Raw genomic sequence first — 16,672 nt, 5'->3', positions numbered from 1 at the left:
TGGTTTCAAGGCGCCAAAACTTTGCCGTAGGACTTGAAGAGTTTCGAATTTATTGCTCCACATCGCAGACGACTGGCAACCTGGAACTAATCCAGCCCCTCTTCCCCCAACATGTGTCGCCCCTGCCGATCTTCGACTTCGATCACCCAAAGGTCGGGGTCAAAACTACGTTGGCGTTGAATTGCCTGATCTACGTCCTTCTCGGGACCGTTGGACAACTCGATCCATTTGCGTTCACCGCTCATCAGGTCAAAGCTGCGTTGAAATGCCGTGGCTTGACCATCCAGAGTATTCAACTTGACCAAAACCGCACCAGCTGTGTCGTCGCCGTGGGCAACCACAAAGGCAGGAATTTCTTGAAACCGCAAACGCGCCAGGTAGGCGTGAACCCAGAATTCCGCCGTCAGTCGGGTCATGCGTTACCGTCTTTGAAGTCCAGTCCCATCTCCGAATAACGCTCGGATTCCTCTAACCAGTTAGGACGGACTTTAACCTGCAGGAACAGGTGGATTTTGCGGTCTAGAAATTCTTCTAACTCTGCACGAGCCGCTTGGCTTACCGCCTTTATCGTCTCACCCTTTTTACCAAGCACAATGCCTTTGTGGCCGTCCCGCATTACATAAATGACCTGATCAATCTTGGCTGACCCGTCCTTGCGTTCTTCCCAGTTCTCAGTTTCAACGGTTAGTTGATAGGGCAGTTCCTGATGCAGGCGCAGGGTCAATTTCTCACGCGTCATTTCCGACGCAATCATGCGCAAAGGCAGATCAGCGATTTGATCTTCGGGATAGAGCCATGGACCCTCTGGCAGCTGAGATGCCAGCCACTTGCGTAGATCATCCACACCGTGACCGCGCTCCGCCGAAATCATGAAAGTTTCGGAAAATGGATAACGTGCGTTCAGGTCAGATGTCAGCGCCAATAGCTTCTCCGACGGCACTTTGTCGATCTTGTTGATTGCCAGGGCAACCTTGCGGTTTTGCCCGATCTCTTCGAGGCCATCGAGTATACGTTCAACCCCTTCAGTGATCCCGCGGTGGGCTTCGACCATCAGGACCACGATATCAGCATCAGCCGCCCCGCCCCAAGCCGCGGCAACCATCGCCCGGTCAAGCCGGCGGCGCGGTTTGAAAAGTCCGGGAGTATCCACAAATATCAGCTGTGCATCGCCTTCCATTGCGACGCCACGGATTCGAGCCCGCGTGGTCTGCACTTTGTGAGTCACAATCGAAATCTTGGCCCCAACCATGCGGTTCAACAAAGTGGATTTGCCCGCGTTAGGCTCTCCGATTAGTGCTATAAATCCGGCATGTTTGGTCATATGATATGCGATCCAGTTTGCAGGGCGCATCTCTATCCCAGAAAGCCGATACGGGCTAGAGGGTTTTGGAAAAGTATAGGTTTGGGCCATTGCCACCTTTTGGCGACGCATCTTACGTCTGCCAAATCTTGATACGGCCGCCCGAGTTCATTTATCAAGTTGAGTGCCGTCGCACTTAGTTTACTTCGTCAGGGTTGTCAGCATCGCTTTAGCGGCCGCTTGCTCGGCAAGTCGTTTTGATCCTGCCGTTGCTTGCGCCTCGGTTCCATCTTGCAGACGCGCCGCAATAGTAAAGAGGGGAGAATGGTCCGGTCCGCTACGCGAAATTTCGACATAAGATGGCGGATTTTGTCCGCGGGCCTGAGCCCACTCCTGCAGCGCTGTTTTGGCGTCACGCGCATCGGATTCGACATTACGAATCCGGTCGCCCCAAAGGCGCAAAATGACGTCGCGCGAGGCTTCAAACCCTGCATCACGATAGATGGCGGCAATGACTGCTTCCATTGCATCCCCCAGCAGTGCTTGTTTGCGGCGTCCACCTGACAACATCTCTGACCGTCCCAGTTTCAGAACAGCACCCAAATCAATCTGCCGCGCCACTTCTGCACACGCTTCTTTCCTCACCAACGCGTTAAATCGAGGAGCCAGTTGCCCTTCGGTGGCCTTTTGGTCCGCCTCAAGCAATGCCGAAGCCATTACAAGCCCAAGCACACGGTCGCCCAGAAATTCCAAACGCTGGTTGTCCGGTCGCGTAGGAGACGAAACTGACCCATGGGTCAATGCGCGGATCAAAAGCTTTGGGTTGCTGAACTCGTAGCCCAACCTCTTCTGGAAGGCTTTTATCTCGGTCGAAACACTCAATTGACCGCCTTAAAGAACCGATCACCGCGCCAAGTCCAGAAAAACAACATCGAACGCCCCGCAGATGAGAACATGATCCGGTCCGCACGGCCGATAAGGTTGTCGTAAGGTACATATCCGACGCCGCCGACTGACTGCGGCAAACGGCTGTCAGCGGAATTGTCACGGTTATCACCCATAAAGAAGTAATGCCCTTCCGGTACTACGTACACACCTGTGTTGTCCGAACCCTGATTGCCAATATTCAGCACTTCGTACGAAACACCATTTGGCAAGGTTTCAATCGCGCGTGACTTTTCACAGACACCGCCAACACCAACCGGCCCGTTTTCGCACCTTGGTCGAAGGCCTTGCGGTCCTTGCGGCTCTGCTGTTTCGGTAAATACGCCATCTGGTTCCTGCAGTAATGGCGTCCCATTTAAATTCACGGTCCCATCACGCACCTGAATACGATCACCGGGCAAACCGATCAGCCGCTTGATATAGTCGCGGCCAGTGACCGGATGGCGGAAGACTATAACGTCTCCGCGTTCAGGTTCCCCACCCCAAATCCGGGTATTGTCATCCCCTTGCATCCAACCACAGATATCTTCTGCGTCGATGTTCAATCCGACACTTGGGATGATAAGGCTTGGGCAGGACGCATAAGAATAGCCATAGGCCATTTTGTTGACGAACAGGAAATCACCAATCAGCAGTGTCGGTTTCATCGATCCCGACGGAATCCAGAACGGCTGAAAGAACAACGTGCGAAACACGCCTGCTATCAACAAGGCGTAGACGATTGTTTTGATCGTCTCCCAAACGGCGCTTCCTGATTTGGCTTCCTCGGCCATACTGCTCTCTCCGGTCCTTAAGTGGTTGGAGTGCTACATGCGGGGCGGGTCTTGGCAAGTCAAGGCTGCGCAACCGCTTCTTGAACGCGGCGAGCTTCGATCACCACAAAAGCCTGTGCCCAGGGATGATCGTCGGTAAGAGTTACATGTATGATTGCCTCGTACCCTTCTGGAGTCATTTCCTTCAGGCGCTCGGCAGCCCAACCAGTGACGTGCATAACCGGTTGACCTGTGCGCAAATTGGTTACCGCCATGTCTTTCCATGCAATCCCCATGCGCAAGCCAGTTCCAAGCGCCTTGGAACATGCCTCTTTCGCCGCCCAGCGTTTGGCATAGGTACCAGCGGTATCGTGTCGATATTCCGCTTTGCGCTGTTCGATCTCAGTAAAGACACGGTTGCGAAACCGGTCACCGAACCGGTCAAGCGTACCCTGAATGCGGTCAATGTTCGCTAGGTCTGTACCGACGCCCAGGATCAAGTCAAACCTCCAACACGACGGTGCCGAGTTTTTCCCCGGTTTCGACCTGAACATGGGCTTTGGCCGCGTCTGTCAGGTGCCCTCCCGAAACGACGGCGTGACCCAATGCCCTTTGCTCTAACCACTGGCCAAGTTGGCCCTCCCCTCGCCGACGCGCCGAGGCATCGAGTTGATATACGATAAGCATATGTAGGCGGATGTTTTTGAACATGAACCCGTAGAAATCCAACTCGGGCCGCATGCGCGAAGCGGAAGCATAGCTTGCGATGGTTCCACCGGGGCGTATCAAAGAAAGTGACGCTTCCTGATTAGCCGCAAAATCCACCTCGATTATGCGATCCACACCTTCTCCGCCTGTAAGGTCAAAAACTGCTTCGGTGACGTCCTGTGTGCGATAGTTGATCCATTCAGCCGCCCCGGAATGGGCTGCCTTTTCTTCAGAGCTAACGGTGGTAATGACCCTGGCCCCGCCCAGCGTAGCCATTTGACAGGCGTATCGGCCCACAGACCCTGCACCACCTGTGACCAAAACAGTTTTGTCAGCAATCGACCCGTCACAATATAACGCATACCAAGCTGTCATAGCGGGAATTCCGAAACACGCGCCTTCAGCAAAGCTGGTTGTGTCCGGCAAAAACACAGCTTGCTCTGACGGCAAGGCCACATATTCCGCCCCTGTTCCGAAAGCGCGTTGCCAGTGTGCGTTCCAGATCCAAACACGCTCACCGATCCTTGCGGCATCAACTCCTGCCCCAACAGCTTCGATCACCCCGGCCCCATCGGAATGAGGAATAACGACCGGGTACTGCATAGCCGCGCCGGGCCGTGCTCCGCCGCGCAGCTTTACATCTGAGGGGTTAATCCCTGACGCCTTGACGCGTACCAGAACTTCTCCGGGGCCGGGTGAAGGGACCGGCATATCGGTCACCTCCAACACATCTGCAGCAGGCCCAAATTCGCGATATGTAATAGCTTTCACACCGTCACCTCGTTTTGAGAAAATGTCTCATGAGCTAAGCTGCCTACGTCAGCCGCACCGTCAATATCTTATAGCTTGCAACACCAAAGAACCCGGCGAAGGCGAAGTCAAACCAACGGCGGGCGCGGCGATAGGCAAGTACCATGTGCTCGGACGAAAACAGGAAGGCGTATCCGATGAATATCAAAAGCGATCCTGCATAGAACAACCCGAAATATCCTAGCAACATAAACAGACTAGCATCGTTCGGGGCAGCGATAGCATAGATCGAACCCCAGCTAAGGATCGCCTTGGGGTTAGTCAGGTGAATAGCCGCTCCTTTGGCGAAGATGGTGCCATACGAACCGGTAACCGGATTGCCCATCGCCACGTCATCTTTGCTCATAGCCCGACGTAACGCTTTGAGAGCCAACCAGCCCAAGTATGCAACCCCAACATAGCGGATCGCTTCAAATAACCATACGTTGGCAAGCATTATCGCAGACAAACCCAATGCTGCGGCGATGCCCCAAGCTGCCGAGCCCGCGCAAATACCAAGAGCGAATGCCAACCCAGCAGAGCGACCCTCATTCATGGCTGTTCCAGCGATACCCATGGTCGCTGGCCCTGGAGAACCCCCTGCCATTAACCAAGCCAACCAGATGGCCAAGAAAGTCGGTGTGATCATTTCCGAGCCTCGTCCATCAAACGACGCATTTCCACAATCGCTGGTGTCAGACCAAGGAAAATAGATTCGCCAATCAAAAAGTGCCCGATATTCAGTTCACGCACCTCGGGGAACGCAGCAACAGGCTTAACGGTGTCATATGTCAAACCGTGTCCTGCATGTACCTCAAGCCCCAACGAATCGGCAAATGTCGACATGTCACGCAGCGACGCCAATTCACGCGCTGCTTCTTCTTCCCGGCCTTCCGCGAAAGCGTCGCAATACGCGCCGGTATGCAGCTCGATCACTTCTGCCCCAATCCTATGGGCCGCTTCGATCTGGCGTTGATCCGCGGCTATAAATATCGACACACGGCAGCCTACGTCGCGCAAGGGCGCGATAAAGTGGGCTAGCCTGTTTTCTTCTCGTGCGACGTCCAGCCCACCCTCGGTTGTACGTTCCTCTCGTTTTTCAGGCACGATGCAAACCGCATGCGGTTTGTGACGCAGCGCAATCTTTTGCATCTCATCTGTTGCTGCCATTTCGAAGTTCAACGGAACGGACAAAACCTCCATTAAACCGTCGATATCGGCGTCAGAGATATGTCGACGGTCTTCTCGCAAATGCGCTGTGATCCCGTCAGCCCCAGCTTCTTGTGCTATTTTGGCTGCGCGCAGGGGGTCGGGATAATCTCCGCCCCGGGCATTACGGACGGTCGCGACATGGTCGATATTCACGCCCAGACGCAAATAGTTTTCAGACATCATTCGATTCCTTCTTGAACCCTGAGGCCGACCCTAATGCGTTCGTCAGGTGAGCGGCAGTCTCGGCCTGTGCCAAGCGTTTGATTTCTTCGAATTTCGCTTTGATCTTGGCCCGACGACGTTGTTGGTAGGTCCTGATCAATGGAAGGCTGAGGTACGAACAAACAGCCCCAGCCACAATTCCCGGAATTATCCCACCTATCATGTAGGGAAAGAAAACCTCATGGTAGAATATTTCCAGACCTCGCCAATCCGCTACGTCATCGGTGAACAAAGCGATTATGTTATTTTTTAAATCTCCAAGAGCATCTGCAAATTTGCCCATAAGCCCATGCGTAGCCCCTTCATCAAATTTGGTTCCCAAAATGAAATGTCCGGTCTGCAAACAAATTACACCGATGGGTACATAGGTTAATGGGTTGCCAAAAAATGTTCCGCTGAGAGCAGCCAGAATATTGCCGTTGATCAACCGTGCCAAAATAGCAGCGACTACAAAGTGTAGACCATAAAATGGGGTGAACGCTGCAAAAACCCCCGCACCGACTCCCCTCGCTATTCGCTCAGGTGAGTCTGGCAACCGACGCACACGGTGTTTCACGTAGTGAAAGGCCCGGGTCCATCCGCCACGCGGATAGACGAATTCCGAAGCGATCTGGACAGGCGAGCGTCGATCTCGGCGCTTGAATACCACTCCTGATCACCCCTTCTCAGCTTACCGCGATCGTCGTTTTCGCCCTGTCCCGATACCGTTCGACCGCAGCGACATCGCTTTCGGCTTCAAGCATCAGCATCAGAGAATGCAACTGTTCCAGATCGCGCAGCTCCACACTGATCTGCAAACGGTAAAAATCCGGTTTGCGGTCCACAAATACAAGGTTCGAGATATTGGCCTTTTTCTCGCCGATCAATGTGCAAATACGACCCAGCACACCGGCATCATTACCTATTGTTAGGTCCAAAGTAGCGCCATAGACTGCGGGGTGGGTTCCGGAATGCCAGTGCAAGTCAACCCATCGCTCAGGCTGTTCTTCGAATTCAGACAATCGATCGCAATCCATCGCGTGTACTACAACACCTTTGCCACGGTAGGTAATACCGACGATACGCTCACCTGGCAGCGGTTGGCAGCACGACGCCCGCTCAAATCCTTGCCCCGGCTCAAGTCCGATCACCGCGCGACGCAAGGGAATTGCATCGCCTTCATCTTTTGCAAGTTCCGGGTACACGGCCTCTATCACTTCATGCGCAGTCAACTCGGCGCTGCCCAAACGAGCCAACAGCTCTTTGCTGTCTTTTAGACGCAGATGCTTTGCAGCTGTGTCCAATGCCTTGTCGGTAGCTTTTCGACCGACGTTTTCGAAACCGGCACGTGCCAGTTCCCTTCCCAGTTTGATAAAGCGTTTACGGTCAACTTCTCGCAAGGCCCGACGGATGGCGGTACGGGCTTTACCGGTAACTGCAATTTCCAGCCATGTGACCTGCGGCGTTTGACCGTCTGCAGTGATGATATCCACCGACTGACCGTTTTTAAGACGAGTCCACAGCGGCACCCGAATGCCGTCCACTTTCGCCCCTACGCAGGCATGGCCGATACGTGTGTGAATAGCATATGCGAAATCAATTGGTGTCGCTCCACGCGGTAATTTAACGACGTCGCCTTTTGGGGTGAAACAGAACACTTGGTCCGAATACATCTCAAGCTTGACCGCTTCGAGAAAATCTTGGTGATCCTCTTCGCTGTCAAACTGCTCCGTTAGGCTCGATATCCACTTTGCAGGGTCCACGGCGAAAGGGTTTTCTGAACGCACACCGTCCCGGTAAGACCAATGTGCCGCAACACCCGTTTCAGCGACGTCATGCATTTGTCTGGTACGTATCTGAACTTCGACCCGCTTTCCGTCACGGCCTGATACTGTGGTGTGAATGGACCGATAGCCATTAGACTTTGGTTGACTGATATAGTCTTTGAAACGCCCCGGCACCGCGCGCCAACGCTGATGGATCGCGCCGAGAGCCCGATAACAGTCTTCTTCCGACCCAGTGATAATACGGAACCCGTATATATCAGACAGGCGCGAAAAACCCTGATCCTTTTCCTGCATCTTGCGCCAGATCGAATAGGGTTTTTTTGCTCGACCGAACACCTCGGCCTCGATACCAGACTTTTCAAACTCATGACGCATGTCACCGGTAATCCGGTGGATCACATCCCCAGTTTCCCTTTGAAGCGTAATGAACCGGCGAATGATCGATTGTCTGCCCTCTGGATTAAGAACGCGAAAAGCCAAGTCTTCCAACTCTTCACGCATCCATTGCATGCCCATGCGGCCAGCAAGCGGCGCATAGATATCCATCGTCTCGCGGGCTTTAACCACCTGTTTTTCAAGCCGCATCGCCCTGATCGTGCGCATATTATGCAAACGGTCAGCAAGCTTTACGAGAATTACCCGCAAATCTTTGGACATTGCCATAAACAGCTTGCGAAAATTCTCAGCCTGCTTGGTCTCTCGGCTAGAAAGTTGCAGATTGGTAAGCTTCGTGACGCCATCGACCAGCTTGGCGACTTCGTCGCCAAACAACTCAGCTACTTTACCATAATTGGCCTTGGTGTCTTCGATTGTGTCGTGCAGCAAAGCAGTGATGATAGTCGCATCATCCAGACGTTGCTCTGTCAGTATGGCAGCCACGGCAACCGGGTGGACGAAGTAAGGCTCGCCTGAGTGCCTAAACTGTCCATCATGCATCTGCTTACCGAACTCATAGGCCCGGGCGATGCGTTCCGCGTTAGTTTTGGGGTTGTAGTTGCGGACCAGCGCAATCAGGTCGTCAGCAGAAATCATCCGGTCCGCACCTTCGTAGTTTGGGCTTACCCCTGGCCCTGCGCCTCCATCAGAGCGCGCAGGAGCTTTTCTTCGGACATGTCATCATCAACGGGTTTGTCCGATTCGGCCCCCATCAAAAGCGCCATCTGATCTTCTTCAGGCTCATCGACCTCGATCTGGGTCTGGTTGGCTTCGATCAACCGCTCACGCAGTTCGTCCGCGCTTTGGGTTTCGTCCGCGATTTCACGCAATGAAACAACGGGGTTCTTGTCGTTGTCGCGGTCCACGGTGATCGAGGCACCAGCGGAAATTTCGCGCGCTCTGTGGGCGGCAAGCATAACCAGTTCGAACCGGTTCGGGACCTTGTCTACACAATCTTCAACCGTAACGCGGGCCATGGGGTGCTCTCCGTTAATGAATCCGTGGCAGGAAGACGTTTATCTAAGGCCGATTGTCCGCCTTGACAAGCGAGAAATGCCCTAATTTCTCGGTTCACAAAGGTACAATAGCTGCAACATCTTCGTCGGGAAGATCCGCAATCATATCAAGAACCGTTTTATCCAGCACCGGATGGTGCCATTCTGGGTCAACATCAGCCATCGGCACCAACACAAATGCTCTGTCCTGCAGACGGGGATGCGGCAAGATAAGACGTTCCGGAACTTGCTGAATCTGCGCCGAGGCAGGCAAATTCCTCCAATGATCGTATTCACTCTGGTTGGGCAGCACTAAAGCGTCCCAGCTGACCAAATCAAGGTCCAATGTACGCATACCCCATCGCTGAGAACGCTCGCGCCCGAACTCTCTTTCGATATCGTGTAACACCCCCAGTACCATGTCCGGAGTTAGATCTGTTTCCACCGAAATGGCGGCGTTAACATAGTCTGGCCCAGCGCCCGCGGGAAAACATGGTGTCGAAAAAAAGCGACTCTGGGACCGAATCACCAAACCCGAGTCGCGCATGGCAATGATTGACTGTTCAAGGGTTTCCCTTGGCCCATTTCCTCTCAACTTGAGATTTGCACCAAGCGCTATTACCGCTTTTGAGCATGTTTTTTGCATGTTTTACCCCATATTCAGTCCAGAGCATACTTGCGATAAAAGCCAGAACATTTATTTTAGGTACACCATCGCTCCGACCAAATTTTTTACACTCACGGATATCACGGCGCGATGGCTTATACCGAAAGGGACTATTTATGTTTTATAAGGACGAACGGCTAGCGCTGTTCATCGACGGCTCGAATCTTTATGCGGCCGCAAAAGCTCTGGGTTTTGACATAGACTACAAGTTGCTGCGTCAGGAATTCATGCGCAGAGGTAAACTCCTCAGAGCCTTCTACTACACAGCGCTTCTGGAAAACGACGAGTATTCTCCTATCCGTCCGTTGGTTGACTGGCTGCATTACAACGGCTTCACAATGGTCACCAAACCGGCCAAGGAATACACCGACAGTATGGGGCGTCGGAAAGTCAAAGGAAATATGGATATCGAATTGACCGTTGATGCCATGGAGCTGGCACCGCGGGTCGATCATATCGTGCTGTTTTCGGGTGACGGGGATTTCCGCCCGCTTATAGCTAGCCTGCAACGTCAGGGCGTACGGGTTTCCGTCGTCTCGACGATACGCAGCCAACCGCCCATGATCTCAGACGAGTTGCGCCGGCAAGCCGACAACTTTATCGAACTGGAAGACCTTCGCGATGTCGTTGGACGACCTCCTCGGGAAGAGCCCGAGGAAACACGCGGTATGATGGCTGCAAACGGGGAATAAACAAGCCCGTCGCTTTCGCTAAAAATTTAGAAAAGATGCGGTCAGGTTCCGGGGAGAACCTGGCCGCATTTCATTAACGACAATCACCTTCTGAAATACAGATTAGTTAACAGCCTTCTGTATCAAAGAAATGACAGGTTCGGGATCACTGGACCAATGGAAGCAAAAGCCTTACGTGTCCCTTTCAAGGAGACACCCATGAGCAAGCCGCAACTAACACTATACTTGGCTGCCCCGCGTGGTTTTTGCGCAGGGGTCGATCGCGCCATCAAGATCGTTGAAATGGCGCTGCAGAAATGGGGCGCCCCGGTCTATGTACGCCATGAAATTGTCCACAACAAATTTGTGGTGGACGGACTGAAATCTAAAGGCGCAGTGTTTGTTGAGGAACTCGATGAATGTCCCAATGATCGGCCTGTGATTTTTTCCGCCCATGGCGTTCCCAAATCAGTTCCTGCAACTGCAGCACAGCGCCAGATGATCTTCGTTGATGCAACTTGCCCGCTGGTTTCAAAAGTTCATGTCGAGGCGCAGCGACACTCGGACGCGGGATTGCAAATGGTCATGATCGGCCACAAAGGGCACCCTGAAACAATTGGCACAATGGGGCAGTTGCCCGAAGGCGAAGTGCTGCTGGTCGAAACGGTCGAAGATGTGGCCAATGTGGAAGTACGCGATCCGGAAAAGTTGGCCTTTGTGACGCAAACCACTCTGTCGGTTGACGACACAAAGGACATCATCGCCGCGCTGGAGTCGCGGTTTCCGGCGATTGTTGGTCCCCACAAAGAAGACATCTGCTATGCCACGACAAATCGGCAAGAGGCTGTCAAAGCTGTGGCACCGAAATCCGACGCGCTTTTGGTCGTCGGCGCACCGAATTCCTCGAACTCGCGCCGTTTGGTCGAAGTTGCGTCGCGCGCCGGATGCAACTACGCCCAGTTGGTTCAGCGCGCCACAGACATAGATTGGCGGGCTCTAGAAGGGATAAGTAGCATCGCGGTGACTGCGGGCGCGTCCGCGCCCGAAGTTTTGGTGAACGAAGTGATCGACGCCTTCCGCGATAGGTTCGATCTCAGCGTGGAATTGGTCGAAACCGCTGTCGAAAATGTAGAATTCAAAGTGCCGCGCGTTCTGAGGCAACCAGCGTGAGTGGTATACCCAAATCACCGTTGATATTAGGACTGGCCGGGTTGATTCCATTCATTTGGGGCGCCCTGACCTTGATAAATGGAGACCTACACGACTGGGGCACGCGAACATTCGGCGCCCGTTTTGTAGGCCCTTATGTGCAGCTTTTTTACGGGTCGGTCATTCTCAGCTTTATGTCGGGGATTCTTTGGGGCTTTGCCACAAAGACGTCAGGCGGGAAGGCGACCACATGTTACGTACTTTCCGTTCTTCCGGCGCTTTGGGCGTTTTTCACGACAGGGGGCGGACCAGTCAGCGCCGCGATCAACCTAATCGTTGGCTTTGCCGCTCTTTTGTTGCTGGACGCGGTGTTTTGGTATTGGGGGCTGGCCCCTCGCTGGTGGATGAAGCTCCGCATCCTTTTAACCGCGATCGTGGTTCTGTGCTTGTCCGTCGGAGTATACCTATGAGCGACCAAGATACGATTTCCGTCTACAACGCGCAGGCCGCCCGCTATGCTGCGTTGACGGATGAGGACAATTCCGCCGATCCGCAATTGACCCGTTTCATTCAATCCGTCCGCCAAGGCGGCACGGTGTTAGATCTTGGCTGTGGTCCGGGGATGTCCGCAGCGGTTATGGCGCAGTCAGGTTTGAAGGTTGAAGCCATCGATGCATCAACGGAAATGGTTAAACTGGCAGCCAAGCACCCCGGCGTAGTTGCGCAGCAGGCAGCGTTCGGTGAACTCGATGCAACAGAGAAATATCATGGCGTCTGGGCCAATTTTAGCCTTTTGCACGCCAATCGCCGCGATTTCCCAAGACACTTGGCAGCAATTCATAAGGCGTTGAAACCGAATGGCGTGTTTTACATTGCCATGAAGCTGGGCCAAGGGGATGGCCCGGACAGGTTGGGGCGATACTACTGCTACTACAGCGAAGACGAATTGAAACAAATTGTCCAAGATGCAGGCTTTACCGTGACCGAGAGCTATCTTGGCAGCGGTACCGGGCTTGATGGATCGGTATCTGACTGGATCGGACTGGCCACGCATGCCTGATCTTTTTGCTTATACAGATGGCGCGTGTTCAGGTAATCCCGGACCGGGCGGCTGGGGCGTTTTGCTGCGTGCATTGGATGGCGAAACCTTAATCAGAGAGCGGGAATTGAACGGCGGCGAGGCGGAAACAACCAACAATCGAATGGAATTGCTGGCCGCGATAAGCGCACTTGAAATACTCGACCGCCCCTCAACGATTACCATTGTCACAGACAGCGCCTACGTAAAGAACGGCGTCACCGGTTGGATTTTCGGGTGGAAGCGCAACGGATGGAAAACCTCAAACAAAAAACCGGTTAGAAACGTCGACTTGTGGCAAAGGCTGGACGAGGCCCAAACACGACATAACGTTACGTGGAAATGGGTTAAGGGACACGCGGGACACCCCGAAAACGAGCGTGCCGACGAACTGGCACGCGCGGGCATGGCACCGTTCAAACCAAAAAAGGCCAAAACGTGAGCGGGCTGGCTCTGCTGGATTACGCCTCTGTTCTGGTCTTCGCGTTGACCGGAGCGCTGGTGGCGAGTCGCGCGCAACTCGACCTAGTGGGCTTTGCCTTCATTGCCTGCCTGACCGCTGTGGGCGGCGGTACAGTTCGTGACCTATTGCTGGATAGGCACCCAGTGTTCTGGGTCGACCAGCCGGCTTACATTCTGATCGCATGCGCCGCTGCCATCTTGGTATTCTTCACAGCACACCTTATGGAAAGTCGCTACAACTGGCTGATTTGGTTGGATAGTTTTGCCTTGTCCATTGCTGCTGCGGCCGGTACCGGCGCTGCCCTGTCCTTAGGGCAATCGGGGGTGATTGTTGTTCTGATGGGCGTTACGACAGGTTGCCTCGGTGGTTTGATGCGGGATGTTGTGTGCAACGAAGTTCCGTTGGTTCTGAAACAGGGTGAGCTATACGTATCCTGCGCGTTTGCAGGCGCATTAACCGCAGTTTTCGCGACGCGGCTTGGTTTTGAAATTCTTCCGTCGCTTGGACTGTGCGCTCTGATTTGCTGGGCACTCCGGGCTGGATCTCTCATGTTTGGTTGGCGATTGCCGGTCTATAAAGGCCGCCCGCCACGCACATAAACGAAAACGTCATTCATCCAAACCTACTTAATCTGATTGAATTATGTGAGGTCAGTAGCAGCGTCGCTTCACAAAACCTCGATGTTGAAACAACGTCTCCAAGTAATAGTGCTCTGGTCGCATCCGGCTGAACATATCCGTTTTCAGATAGCAATCGCCGTGAATTGCAAACCGATGCCTGCGAAAACTTTCACTGCTGGAGAGTATCTGTAGTCTAAGTAACCCAACTGGCGGAGAGAGGTACTGCACATCTTTGATACAGCAATTGCTTTTACTGAATTGGCGACGACTAGAATTTAAGTTGGCTCAAAGTTGATTCATCTCAAGTAAAACAGGGTGCATTGGATAACCGACGCCGAAGCCCATCAGTTGACCAGGAAATCCGGGCGTGCGCCTCAATACATTAGTGCCGAAAAACATGGCCAATAAGAAAGTGTTTCTCAGCGGCGCAGGTATTTCTGCCAGATCCAGATCACCAAAAGCGCACCTAATACAGCACCTATAAATCCTGACAACCACCCCATAACGGTGACCAAGGTTCGGAGCAGGAGTCCTCCGACCAACGCGCCAACGATGCCTATTAACATAGTTGTGGGAATATCAGCTTCGATCCGCATTAGACGTGTGGCGAGGAAACCTGCAGCCGCACCGATTATTATCAAAGCTACTACGGGCATCTCACTTCCTCCAATGCGTTGGTACGATAATCAAGGCACCGATTGACGATAAAACTGCATCCAGACCAGGTGGGCCAAAACTAATTCCGAACATGATGCGAACGAAGTAAAACAGAAATGCGCCGCCAATACAGATTATGATCGATTGTAAATACCCATTGCGAGTAAATCCTGTCACCTCGGACAAATAGCCGACGATTCCAGCAATAACGACAGTACCCATCATGATCATGAACATGTGGCGTTACTCCACAGCAAAGCGACTGCCGACCGAGATTGGCCTGCCCCGCAAAAAGGTTTCCCTATCCTGCGCCCCCTTGCCCGCCCGTTGCAAGCGCAGCAATTCAATGGCTCCTTTACCGCAGGCAACGGTAAGGTTTTCGCTTAAAACTTCGCCGGGCTCGCCTTGCCCTTCTGCCATACGCGAAGCCAACAGCTTGATTCGTTCCCCGTCGATCTCGGTCCAAGCGCCGGGAAAGGACGACAACCCGCGGATTTGGCGATCGACTTCTACAGCAGGGCAGAACCAATCCACCCGTGCCTCGGCCTTGTCGATCTTGGCAGCATAGGTCACGCCCACTTTGGACTGCGGCTCAGGAATTAGGTCCGGCAACTTGCGCAATGCATCGACAATCAGCCTTGCCCCCAAAACGGACAAACGGTCGTGTAATTGGGCGGTCGTTTCTTCGATTCCTATTTCCGTCGCCTCGCGCAACAGAACCGGACCAGTATCCAGTCCAGCGTCCATCTGCATAATGCAGATACCGGTTTCCACATCACCGGACATGATCGCGCGATGGATTGGCGCTGCCCCGCGCCAACGCGGTAGCAAACTGGCATGTATATTCAAACAGCAGTGCACAGGCGCGTCCAGTATGGCTTGGGGTAAGATAAGACCATAAGCAACTACCACGGCGACATCAGCATTCAACGCCGAAAAGGCGGACTGCTCGGCAGGTGATTTAAGCGAAACTGGGTGACGGACGTTCAGGCCCAATTCTTCAGCCCGCGCTTGAACCGGACTTGGCCTATCTTTTTTGCCACGCCCTGCAGGACGAGGGGGCTGGCAATAGACAGCCAAAATTTCGTGCCCGGCTTCGACCAGGGCCTCAAGAACAGGAACCGAAAAATCAGGTGTTCCCATGAAAACTATCCGCATCGCCACCTCCGCAGTTTGGGTTTCAACGCATCTTTTTGGCTTTGCGCAGCAGCATGTCGCGTTTGACCTTGCTGAGACGATCAAAGAACATTTTGCCGTTCAGGTGATCTATCTGGTGCTGCACGCTTGTCGCTTCGATCCCTACAAAGTCTCGCCGATCCACAACACCGTGTTCGTTCAGGAACTTGACCGTCACGGCACGAGGCCGTTTTACCTTGGCTGATACACCCGGCAGGTTCGGGCTGGCCTCTTCATGCTCTCGCAATTCGACTGAACTGTGGAGGATTTCAGGGTTTGCCATACGAACCGCCCGACCACGTTCCGCAGAGCCGTCGACCACCGCCAGCCTCAGCATCACTCCGATCTGAGGCGCAGCCAAACCAACACCCGGCATAGCCTCCATCGTGTCAATCATATCATTCCAGATGGCTTTGACATCGTCATTAATCGCGGCCACTTGCTGTGCTTTTGTTCGAAGACGTTTGTCAGGCCATGGAAGGCACGTCCTAACCGTCATGTGCGGGCCTGTTCGCGCTTCAGCTTTTGCATCTTTCGCGTGATCATCTGCCGTTTCAACGGTTTGAGATAGTCTATGAAAAGCTTACCGTTCAAATGATCGATCTCGTGCTGAACGCACGTTGCCCAAAGGCCATCAAAGGTTTCAATTTGCGCCTTACCGTCACGGTCCATCCACGCCACTTCAACCACTTTGGGTCGGGTCACTTCGGCATATTGATCTGGGATGGAAAGACAACCTTCTTCGTAGACATTGGTTTCGTCCGAGGCAGAAATTACCTCGGGATTGAACATGACCAAGGGGCGTGGTGCCTCGCCTTCTTCTTTGACACAATCCACCACGATCAATCGGTCAAGTACACCTATCTGCGGCGCAGCCAGTCCGATACCCGGCGCGTCGTACATCGTCTCCAACATGTCATCAGCCAAAGCGCGCAACGCATCAGTAATGTCGTCAACCGGCGCGCACACCTTTTTCAGTCGGGGATCGGGGTGGATGAGGATTTTACGCTTCATAGGGTTGATTTAGGGCAATGCGCACTAAGCCGCAACGCCCCCCTTGCACACAG

Annotated in this window: 23 protein-coding genes; 6 read left to right on the top strand and 17 right to left on the bottom strand. The window is 53.5% G+C overall.

Features of this window, described 5'->3' with window-relative positions:
- Positions 1-86: 86 nt before the first annotated feature.
- The 12 genes from GOV45_RS09790 to folK form a co-directional block, all read right to left on the bottom strand.
- On the bottom strand, positions 87-416 hold the full coding sequence (locus GOV45_RS09790) for a DUF1491 family protein (protein ID WP_170476889.1): 330 nt from the start codon (positions 414-416) through the stop codon (positions 87-89).
- A complete protein-coding gene (era, locus tag GOV45_RS09785) occupies positions 413-1,321 on the bottom strand; it encodes a GTPase Era (protein WP_170478035.1) in 909 nt (302 codons plus the stop codon). The genes GOV45_RS09790 and era overlap by 4 nt, the downstream gene beginning before the upstream one ends.
- A 180-nt stretch (positions 1,322-1,501) precedes the next feature.
- A complete protein-coding gene (rnc, locus tag GOV45_RS09780; protein ID WP_170476888.1) occupies positions 1,502-2,182 on the bottom strand; it encodes a ribonuclease III in 681 nt (226 codons plus the stop codon).
- The gene (gene lepB, locus GOV45_RS09775) at positions 2,179-3,018 is read right to left on the bottom strand and encodes a signal peptidase I (RefSeq protein ID WP_170476886.1); all 840 of its coding nucleotides are present in this window, start codon (positions 3,016-3,018) and stop codon (positions 2,179-2,181) included. The genes rnc and lepB overlap by 4 nt, the downstream gene beginning before the upstream one ends.
- A 59-nt stretch (positions 3,019-3,077) precedes the next feature.
- Positions 3,078-3,497 (bottom strand): holo-ACP synthase, encoded by a 420-nt coding sequence (acpS, locus tag GOV45_RS09770; RefSeq protein ID WP_170476884.1) that lies wholly within the window; start codon positions 3,495-3,497, stop codon positions 3,078-3,080.
- A 1-nt stretch (position 3,498) separates the two neighbouring features.
- Positions 3,499-4,476, bottom strand: coding sequence for an NADPH:quinone reductase (locus GOV45_RS09765; protein WP_170476882.1), 978 nt, complete (start codon positions 4,474-4,476; stop codon positions 3,499-3,501).
- A 43-nt stretch (positions 4,477-4,519) separates the two neighbouring features.
- Positions 4,520-5,143, bottom strand: coding sequence for a LysE family translocator (locus GOV45_RS09760; RefSeq protein ID WP_170476880.1), 624 nt, complete (start codon positions 5,141-5,143; stop codon positions 4,520-4,522).
- Positions 5,140-5,886: a pyridoxine 5'-phosphate synthase gene (locus tag GOV45_RS09755; RefSeq protein ID WP_170476878.1), complete on the bottom strand. Its 747-nt coding sequence runs from the start codon at positions 5,884-5,886 to the stop codon at positions 5,140-5,142. The genes GOV45_RS09760 and GOV45_RS09755 overlap by 4 nt, the downstream gene beginning before the upstream one ends.
- Positions 5,879-6,577: a DUF2062 domain-containing protein gene (locus GOV45_RS09750; RefSeq protein WP_170476876.1), complete on the bottom strand. Its 699-nt coding sequence runs from the start codon at positions 6,575-6,577 to the stop codon at positions 5,879-5,881. Before GOV45_RS09750 ends, GOV45_RS09755 begins: the two co-directional genes overlap by 8 nt.
- A gap of 16 nt (positions 6,578-6,593) precedes the next feature.
- On the bottom strand, positions 6,594-8,726 hold the full coding sequence (locus GOV45_RS09745) for a RelA/SpoT family protein (RefSeq protein WP_170476874.1): 2,133 nt from the start codon (positions 8,724-8,726) through the stop codon (positions 6,594-6,596).
- A 26-nt stretch (positions 8,727-8,752) separates the two neighbouring features.
- Entirely contained in the window at positions 8,753-9,106 is a 354-nt protein-coding gene (gene rpoZ / locus GOV45_RS09740; RefSeq protein WP_170476872.1) for a DNA-directed RNA polymerase subunit omega, read from the bottom strand.
- Positions 9,107-9,200: 94 nt separating this feature from the next.
- Positions 9,201-9,770 (bottom strand): 2-amino-4-hydroxy-6-hydroxymethyldihydropteridine diphosphokinase, encoded by a 570-nt coding sequence (gene folK / locus GOV45_RS09735; protein ID WP_170476870.1) that lies wholly within the window; start codon positions 9,768-9,770, stop codon positions 9,201-9,203.
- 137 nt (positions 9,771-9,907) lie between these two features.
- Here folK and GOV45_RS09730 point away from each other — a divergent pair, with 137 nt between their 5' ends.
- The 6 genes from GOV45_RS09730 to GOV45_RS09705 all read left to right on the top strand — a co-directional run bounded on the left by GOV45_RS09730 (position 9,908) and on the right by GOV45_RS09705 (position 13,751).
- Positions 9,908-10,483 (top strand): LabA-like NYN domain-containing protein, encoded by a 576-nt coding sequence (locus tag GOV45_RS09730; protein ID WP_170476868.1) that lies wholly within the window; start codon positions 9,908-9,910, stop codon positions 10,481-10,483.
- A 198-nt stretch (positions 10,484-10,681) separates the two neighbouring features.
- Positions 10,682-11,632 carry a 4-hydroxy-3-methylbut-2-enyl diphosphate reductase gene (gene ispH, locus GOV45_RS09725; protein ID WP_170476866.1) on the top strand — a complete coding sequence of 317 codons (951 nt, stop codon included), beginning with the start codon at positions 10,682-10,684 and terminating at the stop codon, positions 11,630-11,632.
- Positions 11,629-12,081 (top strand): DUF3429 domain-containing protein, encoded by a 453-nt coding sequence (locus tag GOV45_RS09720; RefSeq protein ID WP_170476864.1) that lies wholly within the window; start codon positions 11,629-11,631, stop codon positions 12,079-12,081. The genes ispH and GOV45_RS09720 overlap by 4 nt, the downstream gene beginning before the upstream one ends.
- Complete coding sequence (locus GOV45_RS09715; RefSeq protein WP_170476862.1) at positions 12,078-12,671, top strand: class I SAM-dependent DNA methyltransferase; 594 nt, start codon at positions 12,078-12,080, stop codon at positions 12,669-12,671. The genes GOV45_RS09720 and GOV45_RS09715 overlap by 4 nt, the downstream gene beginning before the upstream one ends.
- A complete protein-coding gene (gene rnhA / locus GOV45_RS09710; protein ID WP_170476860.1) occupies positions 12,664-13,131 on the top strand; it encodes a ribonuclease HI in 468 nt (155 codons plus the stop codon). Before GOV45_RS09715 ends, rnhA begins: the two co-directional genes overlap by 8 nt.
- Entirely contained in the window at positions 13,128-13,751 is a 624-nt protein-coding gene (locus GOV45_RS09705) for a trimeric intracellular cation channel family protein (protein ID WP_170476858.1), read from the top strand. The genes rnhA and GOV45_RS09705 overlap by 4 nt, the downstream gene beginning before the upstream one ends.
- Positions 13,752-14,191: 440 nt before the next feature.
- Here the strand turns inward: GOV45_RS09705 and GOV45_RS09700 are convergent, their stop codons facing one another.
- From GOV45_RS09700 to def (GOV45_RS09680), 5 genes are read right to left on the bottom strand one after another with little or no spacing between them, the layout of a single operon-like run.
- Positions 14,192-14,428, bottom strand: coding sequence for a GlsB/YeaQ/YmgE family stress response membrane protein (locus GOV45_RS09700; protein WP_170476856.1), 237 nt, complete (start codon positions 14,426-14,428; stop codon positions 14,192-14,194).
- A 1-nt stretch (position 14,429) separates the two neighbouring features.
- Entirely contained in the window at positions 14,430-14,666 is a 237-nt protein-coding gene (locus tag GOV45_RS09695) for a hypothetical protein (RefSeq protein WP_170476854.1), read from the bottom strand.
- A gap of 6 nt (positions 14,667-14,672) precedes the next feature.
- Positions 14,673-15,587 (bottom strand): methionyl-tRNA formyltransferase, encoded by a 915-nt coding sequence (fmt, locus tag GOV45_RS09690; protein WP_170476852.1) that lies wholly within the window; start codon positions 15,585-15,587, stop codon positions 14,673-14,675.
- A gap of 22 nt (positions 15,588-15,609) precedes the next feature.
- The gene (gene def, locus GOV45_RS09685; RefSeq protein WP_170476850.1) at positions 15,610-16,104 is read right to left on the bottom strand and encodes a peptide deformylase; all 495 of its coding nucleotides are present in this window, start codon (positions 16,102-16,104) and stop codon (positions 15,610-15,612) included.
- On the bottom strand, positions 16,101-16,619 hold the full coding sequence (gene def / locus GOV45_RS09680; protein ID WP_170476848.1) for a peptide deformylase: 519 nt from the start codon (positions 16,617-16,619) through the stop codon (positions 16,101-16,103). Before def (GOV45_RS09680) ends, def (GOV45_RS09685) begins: the two co-directional genes overlap by 4 nt.
- Positions 16,620-16,672: the final 53 nt, after the last annotated feature.

This window comes from Ruegeria arenilitoris (assembly GCF_013035425.1).
In the GTDB taxonomy this organism is placed as follows: Bacteria; Pseudomonadota; Alphaproteobacteria; order Rhodobacterales; family Rhodobacteraceae; genus Ruegeria; species Ruegeria arenilitoris_A.
Note: the sequence above shows the minus strand (reverse complement) of the source record. Positions and strands in the feature narration are given on the sequence as shown.